Below are 26100 nucleotides of genomic sequence, written 5' to 3'. Positions count from 1 at the left end.
ATGATAAGCATCCGTTGACAAGGTGGCTTACTTTATGATACGAGAGTTTTGATCTGTCTATTGAAGTCGTGGGAATATAACCAAACTAATTGTTTAGGAGCCGATTGTGGCAGGGAAAAGAGGATCTATCACTGAAAATATGAATATAGCCTTATGTGATGAGGTGAATGGCATCTGTCCGAAATGCAATAAAGCGCTATTAAAAAAAAGCGGTAAAAGCCATGTTAAGGTATATGAAGTAGCTCATATATATCCTCACTCCCCTCGACCAAGCGAAATTATTTTATTAAAAAATGAAAAAAGGCTAACGACTGATGTTGATGATCTAGGTAATCTTATTGCTTTGTGTAAGGATTGCCATAAAGTCTTCGATAACCCTCGTACAGTTGAGGGTTACCGAGAAATGTGTAAGATAAAAACAGCATCCTCTCAAAACGCAGAAATAAGAAGGAACTTATCAACTTTTCACTTAACTGAAGAAGTGAAGGAGTTAATAGAAAGGTTAGCAAGTAAAATTAATCAAGCACAAGCAAATCTAGATTTTGACGCTAAGACTATTGATACGAAATTACCTGATGACAATGATTTTTTATTAAAGTTTAAAGTCCAAGGGTTTGTTAATTATTTTTACGTCGATATTAAACAACTTTTTCAAGAGCTGGATAAAGATATTCCTGGTACCTCTGAGTTAGTTTATTCCGAGGTCAAAACTCATTATCTAAGTTTAAAACGAAGTGGGTTAGATAAAGAGAAGGCTTTCGATGCTCTAGTGAGTTGGGTTCATCTTACATGTCAAACAAAGAACAAGGTCGCATCTGAGGTTTTAATCTCGTTTTTTGTTCAAAATTGCGAGGTGTTCTAGTGATAGTGCCAAATAAAGCGACACCATTAAGAGAATCAATCTTGTTTAAAATGCTCGCCATCCTAGAAGAGGATTTTGAAACAATAGGTTTACTTGAGCTTTATGATGAAGTTTCACATCTTTTTGAGGGTATAGATGAATTTGTGTTTTCTCTTGACGTGCTATTCATAATAGAAAAGATCAAGGTTAATGAAAAAGGGATATTGGAAAAATGCTGACGTCAATATATTGCAAAAAATTAGTTCGTGAAACTTTGGTGTTCGGCCCAGGTCTCAATACTATATTAGGCCCTCGGAGTGGAGCAAACTCCATTGGGAAATCCTCCGTTTTATATCTAATAGATTTTGTTTTTGGAGGAGATAGTTTTTTAAAAAATTGTGTTGATGTTATTAATCAAAAAGGGCATGTAAAAGTTTATGCTAATTTCGAATTTAATAACGTTTGTTACCGGTTCTTTCGAAGCACCGAATTTCCAAATATCGTTCAATACTGCGTTGGGAATGAAGAGAAAACAATTGCTGAATATAGGGATTTTCTCTCTGAACAGTATGGCTTGACTGAAAGCGCGCCAACCTTTAGGAATATTACATCTCGATTTTCGAGAATATGGAGAAAAGGTAACGAAGATCCTGATAATCCATTACACAACCATCCATCTGAAAGTTACGCAGAAATTAAAGAATTTTTAATAAAAACATTCGGTTATGCAGATTTGTTCGATGAAATGCACAAAAATAAAAAAGAACAAGAGAGCTTAAGGAGCAGTCTTGATTCAGCAATAAAGAAAGGGTTAATAAGCAAGGCCACTAAAAAAGAAGTACGTGCTTTAATGTCTGAGCTCATAACTATTAATGAAAAGATTAATTACATAAAAGATGATTTTGGTAGTTTCATTTCAGGTATTGAATCTATTGTAAATGAAAAAAACATTGAATTGATAAAGGATAAAAATAGCTTCCAAAAGCAACGTTCTGTTTTGAATGGCAAGATTGAAAGATTGAAAACCAACCTTCTTCATGCAGGAACTATAAAGGGTAAGTATTTCGAAAAACTAATAGATTTCTTACCTACCGTTAATATTGATAAGCTAACTCAAGTGGAGTCATTCCACTCTGGAATCACTAAGATATTGACGAGCAAAATCAAAGAAGAGATAAAGGTTCTTGAGTTTCAAGTGAATGATATTGATCAATCGCTGATTAACATAGATGAACAAATCAAAGCATCTGCTGGGAAGCTTGATAAACCAAAAGAGTTAATTGACGAAGTTCTTTCACTTACAATACGAAAAAAAGATATTGAGAGAATAATCCATTTTACAGAAATGAAAAATGATATTGATGAAAGTGTGAAGACTTTACGTGCTGAAATTGATGAGAGGGTAGATAGTGTATTAATGGGTGTTGAAAAAACCATTAACGAAAATATAAATATTGTTTGTTCTGAGATATATCAGAATAGCAAGATTTATCCAAGGTTACGCTTGAATAAAAAAAGCTACGTCTTTGAGCATTATAGCGATTCTGGCACTGGGAAGTCATATTCTGATTTGCTGATATTTGACATTTCCTTCCTGAGGAATACATCTTTACCTATTTTGATTGAAGATTCTTTAATATTTAAAAACATAGAGTCTAAAACAAATGAAGCAATTATCGAGTGTCTTGCTCAGAGTAGGAAGCAAATTTTTGTAGCCATGGATCAGTTAAGCCTTTTGAGTGAACGAACTAGGATAATACTGAGAAGCTCTAGATTCATGCGAGTAAGTAGAAAGATGCCCGCATTCGGAGAACTGTGGAATTTAAAAGACTAATTTAGACAATGTACTCTTCAAGTTTGCGCGCAATGCTTTCCCCGCCTCGCCTGCGCGCTTCGTAGGTCTGTTTTCATGCAGGTGCTTAGTGGGGCTTAAGCTGCAACAGGCCGAATGCATCAGATGAATGCATGGACAGGAGGTGAGCGGTTTAAGTGGTAACAGCATCGGCGCCGAAATAACTAATTTCCCTCATCCTTCGGGCGACCTTTTTTTGCACTTCTCCTGAGCGCCTCAGAGGCTCGCCATGCCATCGAACAGCACCGCACCATCCACCGACACTCCCGTGAACCCGCGCAGCGCAGCGACGCGCTCAGGCTGCGAAATTAAATATCATTAAATAAATACTTTACCGCTGGCGCGCAGTGCTTTCCCCGCCTCGCCTGCACGCTTCGTGGGTCGGTTTTCATGCAGGTGCATCGGGGAGCTCAGGCCGCGCCGGGACAGGGGCCGGACAGGAATAACAAGGCGAGGAAACGCATGCAAAACCATGCACCCTGTGGATGCATGGCTTAATTCGGGAAAAATAGCGGTATTTTCGGGGATTTTTTGCGAAGCTACTTACTGGCCAGTTCCGTGCGCCGGCGGGCATAAATCAGGCTCTGTGCGGGGGTGTATTTTTCCTGATTATCCACCAGCGAAGCCGCGTCAGGCCTGAATCCGATGGCCGTTAAAATATCGCTGTCTTCTGCCGAATAATTAATTTCTTCACCGGTACTCAGCCACACGGACAGCGCTTCCCTCAGGTAATGAGCCGAACGGTCGAGCGCATGGCCGGTCAGGAGGGCGGGCTGCTGACTGAGTCCCATCAGCTCCGGGGCAAGCGTGGCCGCCAGTTCAGCACCGTGCGCCTGCATGAAGTCATTCAGCCGGTTGCGGATACTGATGCGCTGCACCGCTTCATGGGAGCGGATATAGCGCCCGGCTGCCTGATTAATTTCCCATTTTTTGACGTCCATAATGTCGCGCAGTCCCTGCATAATTGCCGGGATACGTTCATCCCCGGCCAGCATCTGCTCGCGGTATTCTTGCTCTGCGGCCGCCAGTTCGGCTTTACGGTTCAGCCAGGCGGTTTTGTTATTCTGACAGGCCTCAAAGGCCTGCTGTAGCGTAATGGCGGTCATGGTCAATTCTCCCCTGATTAATGGCGGTATGGCGAGCTGTAGCAGCCCTGCACTTTACGGGGTGCCGGAGGTGTGACCGGCTCCGCGACAGGCGGCATTTTCTCCGCCGGAGGACGGATAACCTCGTCAATGGCTTCAGTGGTGCGGAACGTCGCCGAGCACTCAATATTGGTGCACTGGTGATAGCGCTGTTTGACGTTCTCCGACAGGTAACGGGAGGTACGGGTATGCGCTGACTTTTTGCAGAACGGACAGTGCATCATGGCAGCAGCCCCCGCGCTTTCAGGTCAGCCTCGCGCTGACGGATTTTCTCCTGCCAGACCTTACGCTCGCCGGGCGTGCTGGCGGCGTCGTGGTTCATATGCGGAAGCGCGACGACCGGGAAGCCGGTCAGGGAGAGCACCGGCTCATCGGCTGGCGTGACGGAGAAGGCGCTCACTTTCCCGGTCAGGAAGGTGACCACCTGCTGCATAACCTCCTTCTCCGGCTCGATGTAGCCCTGATGGCCGGTGGTGTTGGCCAGCGGATTTTCCATCACCTCTGCTTTCAGCACCATCGCCCGGACCAGTGGCCCGAGGGTGTCATTCAGCGCGCGGTTAAGCTCTTCCTCAGCGTATTTACTCAGCACAGCATGATGCGCCTGGCGGAATGCCCGCGCGGTGCTGTTGCAGGTGGCTTTCAGCTGGTCACGTTCAAAGGCCAGCACTTCGGTCAGGTTGTGGCATTCCTGCGCCAGCTCCCGGCGGGCCACTCGCTCGATATGGCCGCTTTTCAGCTCATCGGTCAGCATGGCACCCCCGGCACGGAAAGCGGCACGCCATGTGCGGGTATCGCTGCCGTTGTCCTGCTCCAGCGCCGCTTTCTGCTCCTCCGCGCGGGTAATGGCCGTAAGGGTGTCTTCCATCCGGCGGGCCTGTTCAAGATGGGCTTCTCGGGCTGCGGCCAGTCGCTCCAGCGCCGGTTTCAGGTAATCAGGGATAAAGGTGGTGTCGGTCATGGCAGGTTTCCTCGTGGTTTCAACATGAGGTGATTCTGCCGGGGCACACACAACAACACGACCTGTTGCGGTTGTGGCAGTGCTGGCACAAACAGGACGTCAAAACCCGGCTTGCCAGAGAAAGGTCTCAGGAAAAGCATACTCACTGTTTGTTTTTTTACTATTAACTATTCACCACTGTTCACCATAAGAAAAAATATAAGTAATACAGTAAGATAAAGGGTGAACAGTTGAGGGGTTGACTGTTCACCCACTGTTCACCACTGTTCACCTTTCTGTTTTTACGATGCTCTGCTTTCTTAGATTTTTTAGCAATTAAAAAATAAATTTATATATATAAAAGTAATCATCGGTTTGCCAAAGAATTATCAGGGATTGCCAACGATTGTCAGGGATTGCCACTGTTTGCCATTTGCTTGTTAACAGTTTGTTGTGTGGTATTTCGCTGCAAAATGACTTGTTGCCCTCGGGGAAAATATTCACAAAATAGAGAGCTACCCGAAGCCGGACGGACACGACCGGCACTGTATGGACTTTATGAGGTAGCCCGATGCACACCGCTTTTTCTTCCCCGTCTTCTGCCCCTGCCGCGCCGATGATGCCGGTCTCTGATGCCGTTCAGGAGCGTTTTATCCGTCTGCCCGAAGTGATGCATCTGTGCGGGCTGTCCCGCTCCACGATTTACGACCTCATCAGCCGGGAGGCTTTCCCAAAACAAATCTCCCTCGGCGGGAAAAACGTGGCGTGGGCGCAGTCGGAAATCACCGGGTGGATGGCTGACCGTATCGCCGAACGCAACCGGGGCTATGACGCATGATGATGTCCGTTCTGCAAAAAGCCTCTTTTTCTGGCTTGCTTCCCTTTGCCGTTTCCAGGTATAGTTCTGTCGCTGTCGCAAAATCGGCAGCCGGGCGTAGGAACCCGTGTAATTCACAGGCGACAACAGACGCGCCATGCGTCTTTTTTTACGTCGTAGCTCAGGCACACCCATTTTTCGGGCTGTGGTGTTTATGCGCACACCGCAGCTCCGGCAAGATAATGGTGGTCCGGGCGGGGCAGCTTTCGGGCTGGCCGGTATTCTGTGGAGCCGGTATTCCTACCCCCGTCCGGGTCACCACCCATGAGCGTAGGAACTCCGGTGGTGGCAATAACCGCTATTCACAGGAGGTTGCCCCTATGGCTACGACCCTCACCCCGTCACACCCGCAGTTTGTCTTTGTGTTTGCCGCTGTTCGTCGCGCAGACCGTCAGCCCCGTATCTGTATGCTCCGCGCCGTTGCCGGGGATGAACACGCCGCACGCCTTTCCCTCGTCCGCGATTACGTCCTCTCGTTTGCCGGACGCCTGCCGGTGGCGGAGGTGCGCGCATGAAACAGCCCGCCATCACCGTCAAAGACCTCGAATGCCTTGAGCACCTGCGTAACGTCGGCCAGTTCGTCGGCGAGCTGATGCAGGAGCAGGACTGCACTACCATTCGCCGCGACCCGACCCAGCAGTTACAGCTCACCTCCGTGATTTACCTCATGACCGCCCAGCTCGACGGCGTGGTCGAACGCTGCAACCACCGCTGGCTGACCGGGGAGGGCAACGTATGAAAACGCCATTACCGCCCGTATTGCGTGCCGCCCTGTATCGCCGCGCCGTGGCCTGTGCCTGGCTGACCCTGTGCGAACGCCAGCACCGCTATCCCCACCTCACCCTCGATGCGCTGGAAAGCGCCATCGCCGCCGAGCTGGAGGGCTTCTATCTGCGCCAGCACGGCGAAGAGAAAGGCCGTCTGATTGCCTGTGCATTACTGGAAGATTTGATGGAGGCCGGGCCGCTGAAAGCCGCCCCGTCGCTGTCCTTCCTCGGGCTCGCCGTGATGGATGAACTCTGCGCCCGCCATCTGACATCGCCTGTACTGCACTGAGGGAGAAAACCATGAAAATGAACGTAACGGATACCGTAAAACAGGCGTGCGGCCACTGGCCGCGCATTCTCCCGGCGCTGGGCATGAAGGTGATAAAAAACCGCCATCAGGCCTGTCCGGTGTGTGGCGGCGCTGACCGGTTCCGCTTTGACGATAAAGAGGGGCGCGGCACATGGTTCTGTAACCAGTGCGGTGCCGGTGACGGCCTGACACTGGTTGAGAAGGTGTTCGGCATATCGGCATCCGAGGCCGCCGGGAAGGTGAACGCCGTCACCGGCCACCTGCCGCCGGTAGCCCCGGAGGTGATTGCAGCCGCAGACGCCGGAACGGAGGCCGACCGCAAAGCAGCGGCCGCGCTGGCCATCGGGCTGCTGGAGAAAACCCGCCCGGCCACCGGCAACGCTTACCTGACCCGCAAGGGCTTTCCCGCTCTGGAATGTCTGACGCTGACCACGTCGCACAAAACCGGCGGCGTGGCCTACCGCGCCGGTGATGTGGTGGTGCCGCTGTATGACGAAACCGGCGCGCTGGTTAACCTCCAGCTTATTAATGCTGAGGGGCTCAAGCGCACCCTGAAGGGAGGACAGGTCAAAGGAGCATGTCACCTTATCGACGGGCAGAAACAGGCCGGTAAACGCCTGTGGATAGCAGAGGGTTATGCAACGGCCCTTAGCGTGCATCACCTGACCGGGGAAACCGTCATGGTGGCGCTGTCGTCGGTGAACCTTCTTTCTCTGGCGAGCCTGGCCCGCAGCAAGCACCCGGCCTGTCAGATTATCCTCGCCGCCGACCGTGACCTGAACGGCGACGGCCAGACTAAAGCCGCTGCGGCCACAGCAGCCTGCGAGGGCATTGTCGCCCTGCCGCCGGTGTTCGGTGACTGGAATGATGCGGTGATGCTGAAAGGGGAGGACGCCACGCGGAAAGCCATTTATGCCGCCATCCGGCCAGCGGCACAAAGCCCCTTCGACACCATGAGCGAGGCGGAATTTACCGCCATGAGCGCCAGCGATAAGGCAATGCGGGTGCATGAACATTACGGCGAAGCGCTGGCCGTGGACGCCAACGGCCAGCTCCTGTCCCGCTATGAAAACGGCATCTGGAAGGTAATTCCGCCGTCTGACTTTGCCCGCGACGTGGCCGGGCTGTTCCAGCGCCTGCGCGCCCCTTTCTCGTCGGGGAGAATTGCGTCGGTGGTGGAAACCCTGAAACTGATTATTCCGCAGCAGGAGGCACCGGCACGCCGTCTGATTGGTTTTCGCAACGGGGTGCTCGATACCAGCTCAGGTATATTCAGCCCGCACAGTAAATCGCACTGGCTGCGCACCCTGTGCGACGTGGATTTCACCCCGCCGGTCGAGGGGGAAACACTGGAAACCCACGCGCCGAATTTCTGGCGCTGGCTCGACCGGGCGGCCAGTGGCAACCCGACAAAACGCGACGTGATTCTGGCCGCGCTGTTTATGGTGCTGGCGAACCGCTACGACTGGCAGCTCTTTCTCGAAGTGACCGGGCCGGGCGGCAGCGGGAAAAGTATTCTCGCCGAAATCGCCACGATGCTGGCCGGAGAGGATAACGCCACGTCAGCCGATATCGACACGCTGGAAGACCCGCGCAAGCGCGCCTCCCTGATTGGCTTCTCGCTGATACGTCTGCCTGACCAGGAGAAATGGAGCGGTGACGGTGCCGGACTCAAGGCCATCACCGGCGGCGATGCGGTCTCCGTTGACCCGAAATACCAGAACCCCTACTCGACGCACATTCCGGCGGTGATTCTGGCCGTGAACAATAACCCGATGCGCTTCACCGACCGCAGCGGCGGCGTGTCACGCCGACGGGTAATCATCCACTTCCCGGAGCAGATAGCCCCGGAGGAGCGCGACCCGCAGCTCAGGGATAAAATCGCCCGCGAGCTGGCCGTAATTGTGCGCCAGTTGATGCAGCAGTTCAGCGACCCGATGAGTGCCCGCGCGCTGCTCCAGTCGCAGCAGAACTCCGACGAGGCGCTCAGTATTAAACGCGACGCTGACCCGACGTTTGATTTTTGTGGCTATCTGGAGGCGCTGCCGCAGACCAACGGGATGTTTATTGGTAATGCCAGTATCATCCCGCGTAATTACCGTAAATATCTCTATCACGCGTATCTGGCCTATATGGAGGCCAACGGGTACAGGAATGTGCTCAGCCTGAAAATGTTCGGGCTGGGACTGCCCATGATGCTGAAAGAGTACGGGATGAATTATGAGAAGCGGCACACCAAGCAGGGGATACAAACCAACCTGACGTTGAAAGAAGAAAGCTACGGCGACTGGCTGCCGAAGTGCGACGAACCCACCGCGACTTAACCTGTCTCAGACCGGCAACCGCCGGTCTTTTTGTATCTGTCCCTCCCTCAAGGGTGAACAATCCACTGTTCACCCTTCACCGTATGTTCACCCTGTATCACTATGAAAATATTGATAAAAAACCAAAGGTGAACAGTGTGAACAGTTAAACCCAAAAAAACTTTTTACCCCCCCTCATCACCATCGTATTGCGGTGATGGTCGCCGGAAACAGGCCAGAAACGCGCTGAGGTGAAGAGTTGACTGTTCACTCTTCACCAACCGTTCACCATCTATCATTATGATATTAAAAAGAAAAATAAGGAGGTGAACAGTGTGAACAGTTAAATGCAAAAAAACTTTTTTATGGTATTTGAGTTCCGGTTAGGATCCGGGTTTCGGATCCTAACCGAATGGGGCGTTAGTCTTTAATTAGATAGTAATATCAAACAGCTAAGTTTGATATGGTCGCAAAAATGGTTGGGGGCACAAAAGGGGGCATATAATTTATGGTTTATATATTATCTTTTTAATTTCATTAAGTTACGACATGATTTGAGTCCGGCCTTCGGCACCATCGGAACATCAATAGACGTCAACAGACGTCTTTTTTTGTGCCTAAAATCCAGTATTTATCCATTATTCCCGCTATATTAATTATCTCAAGGTCAACCGACTTCAACGTACATCTACCAACAGATGTTGGTACAGATGATGGTATTTCCGGTTCGATAATGCTTGTACCAACAGGGAGGGGATAAGCATGGCTCTAACAGATATCAAAGTCAGAACAGCCAAGCCAACGGATAAGCAATATAAGCTGACTGATGGCAGTGGTATGCACTTGCTTGTCCATCCTAATGGTTCGAAATACTGGCGTTTGCAGTACCGTTTTGACGGCAAGCAAAAGATGCTGGCTCTGGGTGTTTATCCTGATGTGTCACTCGCTGATGCAAGGGCTCGTCGTGATGAGGCTCGTAAGCTTTTGGCAAACAGCATCGATCCGGGAGATAAAAAGAAAAATGATAAGGTTGAGCAGGAAGAAGCACGTACTTTCGAACAACTTGCTATTGAGTGGCATGCCACAAATAAAAAGTGGTCGGAAGAACATAGCCGACGAGTACTGAAAAGTCTGGAGGATAATCTCTTCCCTGCCATAGGTAAGCGAAATATTGCTGATCTTAAAACTAGAGACCTGCTAGCCCCAATCAAAGCGGTAGAGTTGTCGGGGCGACTTGAGGTGGCATCCCGTCTACAGCAGCGCACTACTGCAATTATGAGATATGCCATTCAGAGTGGTTTACTTGATTACAATCCCGCACAGGAAATGGTTGGTGCTGTTGCTTCAAGTAACAGGCAGCATAGACCTGCGTTAGAGTTGAAACGTACCCCCGAACTGCTTCAGCGCATTGACAGCTATACGGGTAGATCTTTGACCCGCCTTGCCGTTGAGCTAACCCTCCTTGTATTTATTCGTTCAAGTGAACTGCGTTTTGCTCGTTGGTCTGAGATCGATTTTGAAACATCAATGTGGACGATCCCAGCAGAGCGAGAAGCTATTGAAGGGGTGAAGCACTCCCAGCGTGGTTCAAAAATGCGTACGCCTCATTTGGTGCCGTTATCTCGTCAGGCGTTAGCAATCCTTAAACAGGTACACAAACTTAGTGGCGATCGCGATTTTGTTTTCATTGGCGATCACGACCATCGCAAACCGATGAGTGAGAACACGGTGAACAAGGCCCTGCGCGTTATGGGTTATGACACCAAGGTAGAGGTTTGTGGGCATGGTTTCAGGACAATGGCCTGTAGTTCATTGATTGAGTCTGGATTGTGGTCGAGGGATGCAGTGGAACGGCAGATGAGTCATATGGAACGTAACTCAGTACGTGCAGCTTACATTCATAAGGCCGAACATCTTGATGAGCGGCGACTGATGCTGCAGTGGTGGGCTGATTTTCTGGATGTTAATCGGGAAGGGGTAGTGAGTCCGTTTGATTTTGCGAAAATTAATTCAGGGAAATAGATAAACCTTATTGAGTATAGTATTTGCAACATACGACATAGTGTTGCTGGCGATCTATCTCCAAGAGGACCTTTGATGAAAAATGTCAGTAAAGCAGGCATCTGAACATGAGGATGGTTGGATGTCTGCTTTAAGCTTCACTGAATAGATTAACCAATACTCAATTTCATCTATTTACATACTTCAGGAAGCATGCTTTAATTGGCGTGTTTTTGTGCAACTGTTTCCACGAAAATAATATCATCATCTTAATATATTTTCTCGATGCCATTTTAGATAGTGATGATGCTGTTCCGAGAATGGTGGGATATTTTCAGGTAGGTTTAGTTGTGTTTTAACTTCAAAATCAAGTTCGGTGCTAATTAAGATGTGCCCATTATTACTAAATGACAGCCATCCTTGGTCAAAAAGAGCATCAATATGAGCTGCCAACATTATTCCATTATAAGGATCCAGTCGCTCATGACCATTCTGGCACGCGGCCCAAGGCTTAATATGGCTAGCCCTTAATAGTGGTTGAAAAGAAATACCAGTTATAGGGCAGGCAGGGAACAGTTTAAGGCATTTTTTCCTGAATTCACCTTGTCCAAGCCTTGAAGCGACTAATCGTTCTTTCATCGTTTCATCCAGATTTTTATCTTGTTGAATAGGTAAGATATCAGCCAGTTCTTGTTCTGAAGAGGTTATCGACAGCCAAGATAAAATTTTTTGTTCAATAAGTGACTCTGGTAGTTTGTTCATTTTGTTCATAACAATCTGAGCAGACAACGGGAGCTCGCTAGGAGAACCATCAGCATTCCGCCAGCCTGTGCGTACATCACTTAGCCAAGAATCAAAACGATCACGGTGGTTTTTTAGACTGTTATAAAATTCAATTCTCGTCTTACCTGCACCAAATGTTGAATAAAATAGTGATATTGCTGCTTTCCATGTATCAACATCCAGAGCTTCAGGAGGCTTTTTTTTTCCATACTTAGCGAGATACCAAGCTACTTCTAATAGTCCATTTTCAGATGCATTCAATTTTTTATCCTTAGTACGAAGATTAATTTTTTATATCAAGCTGAATAAATTAAATCAGACTAATGATATTTGTGTTTATAAGAGAGTACAGATGATCACTAAGTGCTTTTGGAATCCCTCCGCCTGTAATAAGTACTCCTGCTTCAATGTTTCTCTCCATGGCATACCCAGTTAGATTTGCGCTTGTAATAAAACAGGTGTGACCATCGGCAACAATTACTTTCGCATGCACGCGACCTTCTGAATATTCATTATTTTTATTATTCCAAGCGTAAATATGTGCGCCAGGTATAAGCGCCTGCATCTTACCGATTATATCAATATTGATACTGCCACCATGCTCTTGTGAAGATTCCAGCAACATTGTAATGGTAACGCCACGCTTTATAGCTATGTTCAATTCATTCACAATACTCGACACATCATAGGCAACAAAGCTGGTAATAAATAAAGACTGTTTTGCCGCATTGATTATTTGTAGCAGCACTTGCTCTGTTCGGCGAACAGATACAAAAGGTGTTGTTGGACCAGTCCATACAAGTTCAGTACTTTGCTCTGAGCTAACTTTAAAGTAAACATGGCTTGCAGCAAGAAGCATAGATGCTAGTTCATCTGAACTGACCATGGTGTTTCGCCATGCAATTGCTAGTCTCTCAATAGCGTTACTTGCCTTGGGAGTTCCTACTGCACCTGGCAGTACCAGCAGAGCCTTGCAGGCTTCAGTCCGTCGAATTCGGCCTGCGATCGCTTGTATCTTTTCAGGAGAAACCAGACAAACTAGCTCGGCAACAGCATCTAAGAGTTCATCCATGTTAAAAACCCTTAAAAAATGCAGCGTGAATACGCTCAAGTGTTGGTACTAATAGCGATCGATCCAAATAGCGATTGCCTTGCTCACAGGAGGTTTCTGCTACCAGAGTACATGCATGGCAGGCTGCGGCATGTAATGACCGATCTTTCTCCGGGTTATGTTCAGAACATAGTGGGTCAGAAGAACAGATCTTAGAACGATTTAATGCTTGTACCAGCAGGCGACCAAGATTCTCTGGTTTGCCAAGATCTACAAGACCACCCAGTGTGCCATCAGAATCAGCTGCTGCCGTGTAGATCAAGATACCAGCTTGTGGACTGCCGTTTGATGTATCAGCATAGATACGTTCGCGAATACTTGCTGCGTTGTATCCACATTCCAGGGCTAGTTCACGGATCAACAAATGAGATAGGGTATGCAGCATGGCATATCGGATACCTGGGTAATCTTCATTCGGATCGAGATTACGAGAGTTACGCCAACCGGTATGCCCACCACGAAGCAACTTGTCTACTTGCTTGACGGCATCCAGTGATTCCCAATCTACAAGAGATTTTTCATCGAATTGGATGAAGATACCTTCCCCATGCACCTGGTTAGCTGGCACCCATTCAGGTTTATTGCGTGCCAAGCTAGCCATCTGAGGACGTTCATTTATCTCTCCGGATCCTTCTGGTGCCTCTACTCTAGTAAAACCAAGCAGAGCATTAACCTCTCGTAGTCGTTCAAGTAGTAATACACGGCTGATGTACGGTATGAATTGTGCTGGGGTTCCGATCTTCTTACTCATGAAGTGTGGATAATCCGTGGGAGGGTTGGCCTCTGTCAGCACTTCCCATTCTGGACCTTTGATATCGGCTTCACCGACATATTCGCTATCGCCACCAGAACGATGCATTTCGATGGCTGACCAGATGTCTGACACGCTATATTTGTCGATTCCAGGGAGACCGCCAGTTAACTTGAGTGTCTGCACAACGATGGGAACCATGACTTCAGCTGTAATTGCTTCAAAGAACGGCCATCCATCTTGAATCAACTGACTGAGAGGATTTTTTGTTTGGGGTATGGCCAATGCAGAAAGCGTTATCGGAAACCAGCTGTTTGTGGCTCCTAGCAGTACTGCCCGTGGTTCTTCACCGCAGTCAATGTCGAATTGATCCAAATGTGGGTGGCGACCTCGACAAGCTGGAAGATTTTCTTTACCGGCTTTGCCGAAGGCATGGGCCATGCTTCGTGATGCCTCACAGCTATCACACCGTACCCACAGGTTTTCGGTTTGTAAGGATGCACCGCTCTCAAAGAAGCGCAATGTCCCTTTGCATGTACTATTGCCACCATGGACAAAGTAGTGCCAAGGAAAGTCATCTAGGTGACCGTCACGACAGGCAAGCAGAAAACGTGCAGGAACAGCATCAGCATCCTTAGCGGGTAAATTTCTTTTAGAACCTGTACAGCCTTTGTGAACAAAGCGAGTTCGTTCGGCCCTGAATCGATCCTCTCTGATCTCAAGCAGACCATCATCAAAGGGCGACAACAAACCACACTTTACACAGCGCATCCAGCGAGGAAATGGACGAACAGGTACACCTATGTTGGCCTCGGCTGACCAGGGGTCAACGAGCTCGCTTTTCTGAAAGGGCGGCATTCTCAAATTTTCGACTTGTGATCCTAATACCTTCCGAACAGCAGCAAGAAGCCGGGCCTCTTGAATTGGCTGGCAGCGATCTCGCTCCCACTGGTCAATACCTAGTGTCACTACAGATAGGCTCGGTAGATCGATTAGCGCGCCAGGCCCATAAGTCCATAGCAACTGGCTTGGGCGTACTTCGCCGACTGGAGTTTTGTTATTGATGATCATATTCAATCCTCGTCATTCGTTGCAGGACGAGGCTTCCAATCGTGATCGTCCTTGATAAATTTGGTGTCCATAATCAGGCGTACTCCAGACTCAACTTCTCGCATTGACATAGGTACAGTCCAGTTGTCCCACGCTTGAAGCCCTGGTGATTTGATCAACGCCACAGTCTTGTCTTTTTCGGGTCCTCTCTTTTCATATCCCAAAATTCGTCCGCCTTTACTGGCCTCTTTGGCCCATTCGTCGGCACGCTCTTTCAGTTCATTTTCAGCTAACAACTTACGTGCATTATCTTCTGCTACATTGCCTGCACGAGTCGCTAAAACTTCAATTGCATGAGCGAGTTCACTCTGGTTTGACATATCCAATTTACCCGCACCTTCATTCGGGCTGAACTCGTTATTCTTCAGACGCATAAGACTTAGCAACGCCCCTGTCAAACCACGATCCATTGCACGTGGAGAGAATGGCGTTACCGATTGAGCCTCAACATGCTTGTAGAAGGTGGCGTGGTAATGTTCGAATGTTTCGTAATGAGAGAGGTCACGCGGTCGGGCCCACGTAAGTACGGTGCAAACTAGGCCGGGGAATGAACGTCCAACACGACTGGTAGCCTGAATATACTCGGCCGTTCCCTTAGGTTGTCCATTCACTGCCATCAGGCCGAGTCTATTCACATCGACTCCCACTGACAGCATATTGGTCGCCAGCACTACATCAATAGCGCGAGTATCACCCTCCTGCCATTTCGTTACGTATTTACCTGCAGAGTTATCAAACTCGGCCTTAAACTTGACCTCAAGATTGTCGAGGTACTTTGGGATATCCTGGCTGGATACACGAGAAGTCAATTCGCGGATGTTGTTGACACTACGTTGTGCCAATGCAGGCCGTTCCACCATGCTCATTTGCACGCGATAGGAACGTGTCTGCACATCATCTTCTGCCAATCGCTTCATTCCACCTAGTTCACGCAGAGAGTTGAAGTAGCCGACCATAGTCATATAAGGATCAGCAGGTTCACCGAAGTGGTCAAATAGTTCCTGTGCCGCTGTTAAGAAAGCGGTATAGACACGAATAAGCATTGCTGGGCGCGAGCTACCGGGGGAGCAGACTCCCAGATAACGTCGCCCAAATTTATCCTTAATGTGGCGTTGAACTGAGAAGAAGTTATCTTCCACATCTAGTCCATGTGGCGGGAATACCGAAACTTGACGCATAAATACATTATTTACTTGTTCTTTGGCTTTGCGCACCGTCGCCGTTGAGGCGATGATTTTCGGTTTTACCGTTTTTCCGTTGAGCGTCCAGCTACACAGCTCATCGACGGCAGTTTCATACAAACCTACCATGGTACCCAGTGGCCCACTTATTAGGTGGAACTCATCCTGGATTATTAAATCAGGTGGTCGGATGGGGGGGATGGCCTTCACTTTAACTGAAGGTTGTCCTTTGAATGCTTGGTGGTTTCCAGTGCAATTGGCCCCAGGCCAGAGTAAACCGTGCCGCTCACATTCTTTTTCAACTCTGCCAAAAAGAGTCCGCACTTGGCCACGCCATGCCATCATGGCGAACTTATCCACTGTGGCAATCATCATTGTCGGAGGACGATGGTAGATTTCTTCATCTACCACCAGTACTGGTATTCCAGGGTGTAGTTGCTTGCTGGACTTTCCCTTGGAAAATTCGCAACGTCCTTTTTTGTCACCACAATAGATAAAGGTTCGGCCGCCAGCTTTATCCTTTTTAACTTCGACATCTTGCCCAGGAATGATTTCGGTACCACACCATGGACAGCTGGTCAGTTGGACGGGTGAGGCTGTTCCTGCATTATAACTACCCGTGTTACGTGTTTTTTCGATAGCATTATGGCTATCTTCAGTCGTTCCCGGAGTCACTTTATTGCCGACCCATAGGCCAATAGTGAATGGCTCCGTTCCGAGGGACTTATCACCCTTTTTTAGTGCCTCGCCTCGCAGCACTTCCATTGCACAAATAAGTGCTGTAGCACGCTGGAACTGTTGAAGTGTCAGCAAACGAAGGGTGTAGCGCATGATTACAGTCAAACCACGCGAGCTATCGTACCCGCCCAAATTACCCTGCATACGTCGAATAGCCATGGTGAAGGCGGCTACACCCAGATAGGCTTCAGTCTTACCACCCCCGGTAGGAAACCACAGCAGGTCCGCATAAGCCTCAATAGGTTTGACTCGGTCTGGGTGACACGGATCCGCCAGGGATGGAATCGACAGCAACAGAAAAGCTAACTGGAATGGACGCCAGCTGCGGTTCTTCAGAACATCGAACTTATCTAGGGTAACGTCTTCGCCTCGGCGCATGGCAAGTGCATACAAGCTGCGTATACGTTGCGTGGCCATCGCCTGGTTGGCGAAACGGAAGGCCGCCAGAGCATTCTCATTATACTTAAGTGTATTGATACCTTCTTGCAGGCGGGTATGGATCTCCTGACAACGATTTATGGCCGCTTGGGCTTGGCTATCGAAGCCTTTGGCCTTGCTGCTCACACTCAAGTTCTGTTCATCAATCCAGGTAGCGTAGTCATTAGTTAGCACACTCAAGGCATCAACTAATGGATCAATGTCCAAAGTGGCTAGTCGTTGCATATCAAGCAGACCACTACTTACCATTTCTCGCATAGCTGGACGATCGGATAGCTCAAGCCCAGGAGTCTCAGTTGCCTGAACCTCGTACTGTGGCATCACTGTAGTACGCACTTCTGTGGCTAGTGTGACGTCATCCGCTATTTCTGCATGAACTGCAACTCCATGACCCACGGCGAACTCGACACGATCTCGGTAGATCATCTCAAGTGCTTCGCGCTCTGGGTCCATACCATCTGCATCTAGTACCGGTCTGCGCCTGAAAATGGCAGGCTTGGTCGCATCTTTCGCTGCTCGAACGATCAGCTCTGGTTGAAACACCCATGCTGTATCACGGTTTGTATCCGGTTCTTCCTGCGCATTAACGAGGAAGAGTGTAATCAGCCGATCACCATTGTCATTTTTGGCTCGAATAGAGCCCTGCACTCTAACTTCCGGGGAAGTACTATCCGGAGCATTATGTGAAATCGAGCCTTCGATCAGGGGGAGTACGATCTTGCCGCCACAAGGAATGCGTTTCCACACCTTAGCTTTTTGCCCATTGGACTTAAAGAATTGATGTTCATCATTTGGCACACGCTCATATCGCCCCCAACACGCTTCGATCTCGATCCGATCGACGTCGCCATCCACGCAGAAAGTCATGCCGAGGCTACTGGGCACCAATGATTGATTGCTGGCTGCATCAATCTCTTCTGCCGTATCTGTTTCGCCGCTACCAAGGACTGAGGGAGAGTTCACCTTTGCAGTCTTCGCTTTGACGATCAGGTCTGGCTCCTCATCTTCAATATCTTCAGCATCAACAGGAAACTCTTGTCCTCTTTCGGCTGCTTCACGTGGGGCGAGTTTGCCAACTAGGTAGCGGTCGCGTACACCCATATCGACGATGAGCTCATTAGGGCCACCAGCAGGGCCAAGCAAGTCGTCCATCACAGCCAATTGCAGCAGTTCGCGGATATAGGTTTGATCCCCGATTTTTGGTATTTCAGCAATATTCGTATTCAGTACATTTGGGAGCATTTCAATGAATTCTTTCCATTGAATACGACCAGAACTTCCTTTTGCTGGTAGTGTGAGTGAGGTCATACCAACCGAAATAGATGGCTTGACGTGCAACATGCGATCGAAAAACAGCGTAGTACTTTCAAGATCGGAGCGAATACGCAGAATGCGTCCGATTCGCGTGATATGGCCTGAGGTATCTAGAATCACGACCCAATCGTCATTTGAGATGCCTTGATTGAGTTCTCGCTCGCCTTTTAAGCGCTGCGTATAGAGGGCTAAGGTCGGATCTTTCACTTGGGCACGGTCAATCGCGAACCATGCATTAGGTGATCTGGTTGCTTTATCATTTATCATTATTTCCCTCCATACCGCTCTAGACGAAATTTTGAGCCGTGACAACAAGATCAACGGGGGTTGCGTTGATCATTAATGAATTACCTTTCCCAAACTCAAACTTAGTTTGAAATTAATGTTGGGGATTATTTTCGTGGCGTACTTAATCTCTTAGCTTTAGCCGCTTTTACATGCAAGCCAGCAGCAAGTTCCTCCTGATAGCGCAGACGATTCAATTCTGACAATCGTTGTAGCACTTCGACACGAGCAGCCTCTGAGATAGTGAAACGAACCCGGTCATTCTCGGGTAAATATGGAACTTCGTGGAAATCATGGCCAAGGTCAAAGTCATCCCAACCGTAGGCTTGGGCGGTCGCGGTATCAATTTCACGTTGCAATGCGCGCAGCCTTTCGATACGAGAATCGTGCTCGGTGTCAGTGTGGAAGCGGTTATAAAGTTTAGTTAAGCCAATCTGATCGGCTCGCATGACTTCAATGCGCTCTTGGTGAAACTGCTCTCCCAAATCATCAAGCTGGCCGCCCAGAGCGTCATGGAAACCACGTGGGAAAACATACGGTTCTAGTGCATCTGTCGGGCTATACCGCAAATCTGTTTTAAGCCTTGATGCATGTTGCCACGCAAAGACTGCATGGATATTCGATTGTAACAGAGCGAAATCTCTCCCGCGGTTGAGAGAAAATGCAACGATGGCGTCTGAAAAGACAATATTGGGATCGACAAACGAAAAGGCCAATGTCTTACTGACGCGAGTAATCGCAAGAACTCTTGACATCAATCGCTCATTTGGCAACCAGCCATTTGGATGGCATTCGAAATGATGACCACGACCAATTGCGTGGTAGAGTTCTGGACGGTGGCGCCAAAACAGCCACCACATAGACATGATATTTTTGTACGATTTCTCCTTGCTCTTCTTCAAGCGCTCGGGGTAGACATGTTCTCTTATCCACATGTAGGGCTCGTGGTAGGTTGCAGCTTTCTCTTCTGGCCAGTCCCAAAAGTTAATAACCCAACGGCTGGCCTGCTGCTCCGGGTCAGAGTTCAGGTCTTCACCATTGAGATAAGGGAAAATCACCTCCGCATTGCGTGGATTAGCGTTAAGCATCATCTGGGCATCGTTGTTGGTTAGAACAAATCCCATACCGTTTACGAAAGAGCCGATGTAAGCATTTTTGTCGTTTGCCTTGAGCTTCTTCAGACTCCATTCCTCTCGGTTGGATAGGAAAGCCGATATAAAAGAGGCAGGTCTTCCAAGCAGCGTACGTTCGCCATTCCACCGCCCCTTGTGCGCGTGCACGCGGCTGGTGATGACGGCCGCCTTTCCGGGCCAGCGTTCGTTCGGGTAAGCTGCATAGATGATGGCCCCCTCATTCAGGATCCATTCAAGCCCCCCTTGGCGGGTGTCACCTTCCGCAATAGTGTTAGTAGCAATAAGGCCGAATCCACTATTATCACGGATGATGTTCCAAGTGCGACGGAAGAAATGCGCTACCAAATCAGAGTTTTTTCCGGCGCCTTGATGCACAATGGAAAGCCAATCGCTGTAGGCAGAACCCATTACTGTGCTGATTCGCTTCCCGCCAAGGAACGGTGGATTGCCGACGATACTGTCGAAACCGCAGCATTCACGCTCGAACACTTCCGGAAACTCCAGCGGCCAATGGAAAGGTCGACGTGCAGTCTTGTCTACTGGAAGATCGATCGAGAGCGCGGCAACTGCTCTCCGGTACATCAAGTTAAGTACGTTACGCTCCCCGTCGATAGCTTGTCCGGCCTGAGTAGTCAGGAATGCCAGCGAGTTCTCCAGCACAGCAGCATTGTCACCTACTGTGAATACTTCTCCGATAAACGCATCGGCGATACATTTCGGCACTTCGAGCTTGCTGCGTGCCTCGGCATTCAGTTGCGCCATGGCTTCTACGTCGCGAATGTCGCGGATAGGCATTTCGCGCAGTCTCTGACGCAATTCTACTGCTTCCCGAACAGCTTTTTCGCTGTTTTGGCCAAACAGGCGTAGCTGTCCCTTGGGCGCAGGTTTCATCGAAAGCTGGGTCAGTTGATCCAATTGATGGATACCGAGCAGGCTATCACCGCAGCGCAAACTGTGGTCGAGGAAGCCAAACGGACGACCCTTGGCTAGCGTTACAAGCCAGATCGATAGTTTGGCCAGTTCGACTGCCAGCGGATTCAGATCGACGCCGTATAGGCAACGTTCGGCAATCAGGCGACGGGCGATGACGATGCGTGCATCCATATCGCGTGGTAACTGCTCAAAGGTGCCAAGGGCGTCCAAGACGACACCATCCACGCTCACCGCCTTTCCGCTGGCTTCAGCAAGCATCCAGGCCTCGACAAGGCGATCGGCCAGCCAGCGGCAGGCCTGTACCAGGAAGGCGCCCGACCCCATCGCTGGGTCGCAGATCTTGAGATCGAGCAGTTCAGTGGGAGATTTGAGTCGCCACCCTTCACGGGGTGTGCCTTCTGCAGGGCCGACATAGGCCACTGGTGTCAACGTCTCGGTGACGATGGCTTCGGTAAGGGACTTGGGCGTGTAATGAGTACCAGTTTCGCGTCGGTTTGAGCCGCTGGTTACGATGAAGGCACCAGCGGGGTAGACTAGCGGATAACCCCAAGGGTCAGTGCGCAGCAGATGGGCATAAGGTTTGATACGATCACGTAACTGGATGTCACCTTGGCAGGCCGTCAGCAGGCGATCAGCCAAGGTGTCATCAACAGCTTTAGCCAGATCATTACGCACTCGGCTGGCAGAACTGCCGGAGCGTTCTTGCAACAACTTAACTAATTGTTCGGCACCATCAGTGTTCGCTGCATCTAGCTCGGCCAGTGTAACCCATGGATACTGTGATTTCTTGGTGGCAGCAAGCTCCAGTGTGACTTCATCGGTGCGCCTGACAGTACGTTCCAGCAGACCTTCATACACGTACCCGATTTGTTCGACGTCCAGTGCGCGATATGAGAGTGTTCGGCCCTGGAATTGCTGGATAGCCTCAAGTAATAATAGGACTGTGCGATTATCAATTGGTAGTGGTTTGGCAGCATCTGTCCGCCAATTAGATCCTTTAGCCCGTCCTTCTAGGAAAGGAAAATGGTCTGGATCGAATAGTGAACTACCCAGTGCTGGTAGACGTAGATTCTCATGTTCAACACCGCAGAACATAGCCCGAAAAATCGCTAACAGGCGTGACCAAGCGTCCCATCTTCGTTCTAGGATTTCTTCGGGAACTTTGCGCAGCTGCATACGCAAAGTGGAAAGTGCATAGTTGGCTTCGTATCGCTCGTCACCCAAAAGTAGCAGTCCGCGCTCTTCGGCTGAGAGCAGAAACACCAAACGCATCATCACCGTCAGCGCGGCTTCATAGAGTTCGGATTCTTTTACGTTGTACAGTAGTTCACGGTTGCGATCCTGATCAGCTTTATCAAGGGACTGGATTAATACTTCGACAGCACGACGTACTTGTTCTCCCAGCGCATCGGTTACTTCATCCTGATATTTCAGAGAACTGTCGAACAATGCGGGTAGTTGTTCGGATTCATCGACGAAGAAACGGCGGATACCGAGCAGGTGCACGAAGGCCTGCAGTGTTATGGGCTCCAGGTTCCAGAGTCGAGCATACCAACTGGCGAAGCTGGTGACAGCGCCCACCGGTGCATCAACCAGCATCCAGCGTTCGCCATTGGTCACCAAACCAAGGCGACACTCCCTGGAGCGGCACAGCTGAACCATACGTTCCGTGGGTGTAGCGGCCCATCCGTCTATTTTCAATGTTGCGTCAAGATCGATATCGTGCGCATAGGTATGAATGAGCATCAAAGGCTTGTTCGCACATTGCTCGTCGACAATTGTTAGAGTTGGTGACAGAGCTACGCCATGATCAGGGAGAAAAGTGTTCAAGTTGGCGGCGCACCAATCTGTGCCCTTCAGTACATCGCCTTTCCCGTCCTCGTCAAACTCAAGGCCACGTGAAAGAACTTCTTCAATCCACGCGAAATGCAATTTGTTGAACTGAGGATCTTCTTGTTCCAGTGCTTCTCGCCACTCATCGTAAGCTTGGCGCAGTCGTTTGCGCTTAGCAGCGTCTAGCTCTTCCAGCCCTTGCGGGAATGCATCTTTTAGTACTGGTACAGCAAGGAAGGGGCCTGAAATGTCGATTAGCGAGAGCCAATCATCGTGTATGCTGGTCATACTCATGCTTCCCCCCGCTGAACAGTAGATTCAGGTACTAGGAAGGTAATAGCAACTGGAAAAGTACGATCGTCGAGTTTAGCGTAGCGAGTTTCGATGGCTTGGATCTCCTGTTCACGCTCTTCAGGAATACGTGAAAGACGAGCTTTCAGAGCTGCGGTGTCACGTTTGAGCTGGGTTCGTTCATCCTCTGAGAACAGTGAAAATTGCTCAGGTTGTTGATCTTTTTTTAATTCGATACAGATGGTTTTTTCAAGTTCATCAAGCACGGTGCTAATGTCCGTTAATTCTCGATTCTTACTGAGCTGAAGAGTATTACTCAAATCTTTGAGCCGGTCTTTTGACCTAGCGTTCACTGACTGTAGAATGGCGTGTTGCGCACGCTCAAAACGAATACGGATATCATCAAATAGTGAGTCAGAAGCTGTCATTGGCTTACTATTATCTAGCCATAGCTGAACTTTATTGACCCCTTCTTCACGGCGGAAGGATTTATCCCCAAGATAACCTCCGGCTGTTGTCAACTCTTCGTGGAGCCGATGGTAATTGCCTCCGGTGATAACCAGCCTTGAACTAACTACTACGGCAAGGCCATCAATTAGTGTGTCGGGCACCGAACGTACAGTAACACGATGCAACTTCTTCACGTCATCGCGAGCCCATACTTCTGCTCGTAACAGACGTAGGCACATCTGTACCAGTCGATGATTCAAATGAACGAGTACGACATCGTCACGCCCTTTCGCCACGGTATGGTCAAAGGTGATAGGGCGAGTTTGTAGAGTATAGGGATGGCGTAGCCCCTCCAGGCAACGAGCCCAGGATCCTGACAATGCTGGCATTTTGAATGTTGAACCAGCTGGAGCATCCGGAAGAGCAAACGGCTCCAAATGTGGTCGGCCTGCCAAAGAAAGTCCCGTATTTACAGCCATGAGGATATGTTCTGGCGTGAGATGGAAATCGTTTTGAGTGGATAGTAGCCGGTCATGTAACCGGGCTATCCGCTCTTTCAGTTCACGATCGGCGCTTACGAATCGTTTAGTTTTGGCAATCCGAGCTTCTGCAATACGAGTATCAAAATCCCTGATAGATCCTTCAATCAGCTTCGACATCTGTGGCGCGATAACCGGATTGACACTACCCATGTCTGATCGCATAGATTCGAGCTTACGTAGAGCTCGGATGATGTCTCCACTATGGCCTCCAATGCTAGCTTGGCTATTTTCATCGCCATCGACAGGATGCCAGATCAAGACCTCTTTCTGGCGTTGACCATGACGGTCAATACGACCATTGCGCTGCTCCATGACATTGGGATTGTAGGGGATCTCAAGATGGATTAAGCAGTTACAGTGGTTCTGCAGATCAATACCTTCAGATGCTGCATCGGTAGCAAGAAGAATACGAACGGCAGAGACTTTTGGAGCGGTCTGGAAGGCTGCTTTTACTTTCTCACGTTCGTCCTGCGCTATACCACCATGTAGGATCGCAAGGCGCTCCCCACCAAATCCATGGCTGGCTAGGATCTCATGTATCCACTGGAGGGTAGTGCGATATTCAGTGAACAGAATTACCCGATGTTCGTTCCAATGGCCGTTTGTTTTCAGATTGGTATCAAGCCAGCTGAGCACTGCTTTAGCTTTGGAATCGACTTGGTTTCTGGCTATCTGTGCCCATTTACGTAGTTCACTCAGCATTTGTTGCTGGTCGGTTGTGAGCGGCTGAGCTCGACGTGAAGCTTCTTCAACAGCCTCAGATTGCGCATTCTCTATCTCTTGGTCGTTAGCGTAATCTTCATCAACACGAAGAATAGCTTTGCGCAAGATGCGGTCGTCCATCGGACTATTATCACTACGCAGGTTTCCATAAGCCAGACTAGCGATGTGTTTTTCGAGTGTTGATGCGAAGGCTGCAGGTGAGGAAAAGAGGCGTTTTTTTAGCAGCTGATTCACGAAAGTAGTTCCGAATGTTCTACCAGCTTTCTCTGCACCTAGTTCTCGGCTCTTGCAGTAGTCGTTGAGTTTTGAGTGAATTTCGCGTTCTTTGGCAGTGTATAAGATCGGTAAGGCTTCAAGCTTACGTTGGGCGTAAAGTAGATTGCCGTCTGCGTCAACGAGATCGCTCTTGAGGCGACGGATCATTACTTGATTGAGCTGCTTATCGTCGGGAAGTATATTTCTGGCGAAACGTTGGTCATCCAGAAGTTCGAGCAGTGAGGTGAAGGATTCGGTATAGCCATTATGTGGCGTAGCGGTCAGAAACAACCTGTGCTGGAAATGAGGGCTGATTGAACGGATGAAGCGCGTTCTCTGACTCTCCAGTGCGTAGTTTGCCCCAGCAGCCGGTGCGATATTATGTGCTTCGTCAATGACCAATAGATCGAACTTGCGTGGGTAGCTGCTATATAAGGGCAACACATCGCGCATAGCTCTCAGGCCTTCGCCGCTTTTGGCCCAATCCATGGACGTGATCAGTCGAGAATGCGATGTCCACGGATTGGCATGGATCCCGCGTTCTCGGCGTAATTGCTTGATGTAGAGAGTGTCGACGATTTGAAATTCCAGTCCAAACTTTTCCTGCATCTCCATCCGCCACTTTTCCTGTAGCGACGCAGGGCAGATAATCAGGACTGTACGGGCTCGATGCCGAAGCAGCATTTCCTGAATGATTAATCCCGCCTCAATAGTCTTACCTAAACCGACATCATCGGCTATGAGGAGATTGACACGTGCCATATCAATTGCACGCACCAACGGATCGAGTTGGAAGTCTTCTATACTAACGCCACTGCGAAAGGGGGCCTGCAGGAAGCCTCGGTTAGCATTAGTGGCTGCTCCCCAGCGCACTGCGTCAAGGAAAGCATTAAGAGTGCTGGAGTCGTCTTGGCCACTGATTGTGGGCAGCCCAGCTCGCTCAATAATCTGGGCACCTACCTCAATTTCCCAAATAACCTCAAGTTCTTCCCCCAAACCATCTTCATCAATAGATGACAAAGTTACTGCGTGCTGTTGAGCTGAGGCAGGTAACAATTGAGATGAAGTAACTTCCACAACAACCCATTGACGCCGACGGACCTCAACCAACTGACCGGGTTCTGGAATAGTTCGCTGTACTCGGATATCAGGTGTATTAGAAATTTCCATATTGTTTCCAGGCTCTAATTCAGCGA

Annotated in this window: 18 protein-coding genes and 1 pseudogene; 10 read left to right on the top strand and 9 right to left on the bottom strand. The window is 49.3% G+C overall.

Going from position 1 to position 26100, the window contains the following annotated elements; all coding sequences use genetic code 11:
- The first annotated feature begins 106 nt into the window (after nt 1–106).
- Genes LGM20_RS22735 through LGM20_RS22725 form a run of 3 tightly spaced genes read left to right on the top strand, consistent with a single transcriptional unit; the run spans nt 107 to nt 2675 of the window.
- Nucleotides 107–862 (top strand): ABC-three component system protein, encoded by a 756-nt coding sequence (locus LGM20_RS22735; RefSeq protein ID WP_134901613.1) that lies wholly within the window; start codon nt 107–109, stop codon nt 860–862.
- Nucleotides 863–867: 5 nt separating this feature from the next.
- Nucleotides 868–1080: an ABC-three component system middle component 7 gene (locus LGM20_RS22730; protein WP_134901614.1), complete on the top strand. Its 213-nt coding sequence runs from the start codon at nt 868–870 to the stop codon at nt 1078–1080.
- On the top strand, nt 1074–2675 hold the full coding sequence (locus LGM20_RS22725) for a DUF2326 domain-containing protein (protein WP_044525233.1): 1602 nt from the start codon (nt 1074–1076) through the stop codon (nt 2673–2675). Before LGM20_RS22730 ends, LGM20_RS22725 begins: the two co-directional genes overlap by 7 nt.
- Nucleotides 2676–3232: 557 nt before the next feature.
- On the opposite strand, the gene LGM20_RS22720 is transcribed toward LGM20_RS22725, so the two are convergent.
- Genes LGM20_RS22720 through LGM20_RS22710 form a run of 3 tightly spaced genes read right to left on the bottom strand, consistent with a single transcriptional unit; the run spans nt 3233 to nt 4796 of the window.
- Nucleotides 3233–3799 carry a phage polarity suppression protein gene (locus tag LGM20_RS22720; RefSeq protein ID WP_044525234.1) on the bottom strand — a complete coding sequence of 189 codons (567 nt, stop codon included), beginning with the start codon at nt 3797–3799 and terminating at the stop codon, nt 3233–3235.
- 17 nt (nt 3800–3816) lie between these two features.
- Nucleotides 3817–4062 (bottom strand): ogr/Delta-like zinc finger family protein, encoded by a 246-nt coding sequence (locus LGM20_RS22715; RefSeq protein ID WP_044525235.1) that lies wholly within the window; start codon nt 4060–4062, stop codon nt 3817–3819.
- Nucleotides 4059–4796 (bottom strand): glycoprotein 3, encoded by a 738-nt coding sequence (locus LGM20_RS22710; RefSeq protein WP_044525236.1) that lies wholly within the window; start codon nt 4794–4796, stop codon nt 4059–4061. The genes LGM20_RS22715 and LGM20_RS22710 overlap by 4 nt, the downstream gene beginning before the upstream one ends.
- 550 nt (nt 4797–5346) lie before the next feature.
- Here LGM20_RS22710 and LGM20_RS22705 point away from each other — a divergent pair.
- From LGM20_RS22705 to LGM20_RS22680, 7 genes and pseudogenes are all read left to right on the top strand, one after another.
- Nucleotides 5347–5613: a helix-turn-helix transcriptional regulator gene (locus LGM20_RS22705; protein ID WP_039102774.1), complete on the top strand. Its 267-nt coding sequence runs from the start codon at nt 5347–5349 to the stop codon at nt 5611–5613.
- Nucleotides 5610–5948: pseudogene (locus tag LGM20_RS26505) on the top strand (ash family protein); the annotation flags it as partial. The gene LGM20_RS22705 and the pseudogene LGM20_RS26505, both read left to right, overlap by 4 nt.
- Before the next feature lie 24 nt (nt 5949–5972).
- Nucleotides 5973–6167 carry a host cell division inhibitor Icd-like protein gene (locus tag LGM20_RS26500; RefSeq protein ID WP_004132556.1) on the top strand — a complete coding sequence of 65 codons (195 nt, stop codon included), beginning with the start codon at nt 5973–5975 and terminating at the stop codon, nt 6165–6167.
- Nucleotides 6164–6391 carry a hypothetical protein gene (locus tag LGM20_RS22695; RefSeq protein WP_044525237.1) on the top strand — a complete coding sequence of 76 codons (228 nt, stop codon included), beginning with the start codon at nt 6164–6166 and terminating at the stop codon, nt 6389–6391. Before LGM20_RS26500 ends, LGM20_RS22695 begins: the two co-directional genes overlap by 4 nt.
- Nucleotides 6388–6708: a DUF5375 domain-containing protein gene (locus tag LGM20_RS22690; protein ID WP_014837515.1), complete on the top strand. Its 321-nt coding sequence runs from the start codon at nt 6388–6390 to the stop codon at nt 6706–6708. Before LGM20_RS22695 ends, LGM20_RS22690 begins: the two co-directional genes overlap by 4 nt.
- 11 nt (nt 6709–6719) lie before the next feature.
- On the top strand, nt 6720–9053 hold the full coding sequence (locus tag LGM20_RS22685; RefSeq protein WP_044525238.1) for a primase-helicase zinc-binding domain-containing protein: 2334 nt from the start codon (nt 6720–6722) through the stop codon (nt 9051–9053).
- Nucleotides 9054–9794: 741 nt separating this feature from the next.
- Nucleotides 9795–11054, top strand: coding sequence for a tyrosine-type recombinase/integrase (locus LGM20_RS22680; RefSeq protein WP_044525239.1), 1260 nt, complete (start codon nt 9795–9797; stop codon nt 11052–11054).
- A 243-nt stretch (nt 11055–11297) separates the two neighbouring features.
- On the opposite strand, the gene LGM20_RS22675 is transcribed toward LGM20_RS22680, so the two are convergent.
- From LGM20_RS22675 to drmD, 6 genes are all read right to left on the bottom strand, one after another.
- Entirely contained in the window at nt 11298–12077 is a 780-nt protein-coding gene (locus LGM20_RS22675; RefSeq protein ID WP_072013446.1) for an HNH endonuclease, read from the bottom strand.
- Nucleotides 12078–12126: 49 nt separating this feature from the next.
- Nucleotides 12127–12888 carry a DISARM system phospholipase D-like protein DrmC gene (gene drmC / locus LGM20_RS22670; protein ID WP_044525240.1) on the bottom strand — a complete coding sequence of 254 codons (762 nt, stop codon included), beginning with the start codon at nt 12886–12888 and terminating at the stop codon, nt 12127–12129.
- Nucleotide 12889: 1 nt separating this feature from the next.
- Nucleotides 12890–14749, bottom strand: coding sequence for a DUF1998 domain-containing protein (gene drmB, locus LGM20_RS22665; protein WP_072013447.1), 1860 nt, complete (start codon nt 14747–14749; stop codon nt 12890–12892).
- Between the two features lie 2 nt (nt 14750–14751).
- Nucleotides 14752–18726 (bottom strand): DISARM system helicase DrmA, encoded by a 3975-nt coding sequence (gene drmA, locus LGM20_RS22660; RefSeq protein ID WP_044525241.1) that lies wholly within the window; start codon nt 18724–18726, stop codon nt 14752–14754.
- Nucleotides 18727–18851: 125 nt separating this feature from the next.
- Nucleotides 18852–22937: an Eco57I restriction-modification methylase domain-containing protein gene (locus tag LGM20_RS22655; RefSeq protein ID WP_044525242.1), complete on the bottom strand. Its 4086-nt coding sequence runs from the start codon at nt 22935–22937 to the stop codon at nt 18852–18854.
- Entirely contained in the window at nt 22934–26074 is a 3141-nt protein-coding gene (gene drmD, locus LGM20_RS22650; protein ID WP_044525243.1) for a DISARM system SNF2-like helicase DrmD, read from the bottom strand. The genes LGM20_RS22655 and drmD overlap by 4 nt, the downstream gene beginning before the upstream one ends.
- Nucleotides 26075–26100 lie beyond the last annotated feature (26 nt).

It is taken from the genome of Klebsiella quasipneumoniae subsp. quasipneumoniae (assembly GCF_020525925.1).
GTDB classification, from domain to species: domain Bacteria; phylum Pseudomonadota; class Gammaproteobacteria; order Enterobacterales; family Enterobacteriaceae; genus Klebsiella; species Klebsiella quasipneumoniae.
The sequence above is the reverse complement of the archived record's forward strand: the minus strand, read 5'-3'. Positions and strand labels throughout refer to the sequence as shown.

Excerpts from the sequence above, each read along its gene's own strand:
- LGM20_RS22655 (WP_044525242.1), bottom strand. The coding sequence starts at position 22,937 with ATGAGTATGACCAGCATACACGATGATTGGCTCTCGCTAATCGACATT.
- LGM20_RS22685 (WP_044525238.1), top strand. The coding sequence starts at position 6,720 with ATGAAAATGAACGTAACGGATACCGTAAAACAGGCGTGCGGCCACTGG.
- LGM20_RS22680 (WP_044525239.1), top strand. The coding sequence starts at position 9,795 with ATGGCTCTAACAGATATCAAAGTCAGAACAGCCAAGCCAACGGATAAG.
- LGM20_RS22690 (WP_014837515.1), top strand. The coding sequence starts at position 6,388 with ATGAAAACGCCATTACCGCCCGTATTGCGTGCCGCCCTGTATCGCCGC.
- LGM20_RS22695 (WP_044525237.1), top strand. The coding sequence starts at position 6,164 with ATGAAACAGCCCGCCATCACCGTCAAAGACCTCGAATGCCTTGAGCAC.
- drmA (WP_044525241.1), bottom strand. The coding sequence starts at position 18,726 with ATGATAAATGATAAAGCAACCAGATCACCTAATGCATGGTTCGCGATT.
- LGM20_RS22710 (WP_044525236.1), bottom strand. The coding sequence starts at position 4,796 with ATGACCGACACCACCTTTATCCCTGATTACCTGAAACCGGCGCTGGAG.
- LGM20_RS26500 (WP_004132556.1), top strand. The coding sequence starts at position 5,973 with ATGGCTACGACCCTCACCCCGTCACACCCGCAGTTTGTCTTTGTGTTT.
- LGM20_RS22705 (WP_039102774.1), top strand. The coding sequence starts at position 5,347 with ATGCACACCGCTTTTTCTTCCCCGTCTTCTGCCCCTGCCGCGCCGATG.
- LGM20_RS22720 (WP_044525234.1), bottom strand. The coding sequence starts at position 3,799 with ATGACCGCCATTACGCTACAGCAGGCCTTTGAGGCCTGTCAGAATAAC.
- LGM20_RS22715 (WP_044525235.1), bottom strand. The coding sequence starts at position 4,062 with ATGATGCACTGTCCGTTCTGCAAAAAGTCAGCGCATACCCGTACCTCC.
- LGM20_RS22725 (WP_044525233.1), top strand. The coding sequence starts at position 1,074 with ATGCTGACGTCAATATATTGCAAAAAATTAGTTCGTGAAACTTTGGTG.
- drmD (WP_044525243.1), bottom strand. The coding sequence starts at position 26,074 with ATGGAAATTTCTAATACACCTGATATCCGAGTACAGCGAACTATTCCA.
- drmC (WP_044525240.1), bottom strand. The coding sequence starts at position 12,888 with ATGGATGAACTCTTAGATGCTGTTGCCGAGCTAGTTTGTCTGGTTTCT.
- drmB (WP_072013447.1), bottom strand. The coding sequence starts at position 14,749 with ATGATCATCAATAACAAAACTCCAGTCGGCGAAGTACGCCCAAGCCAG.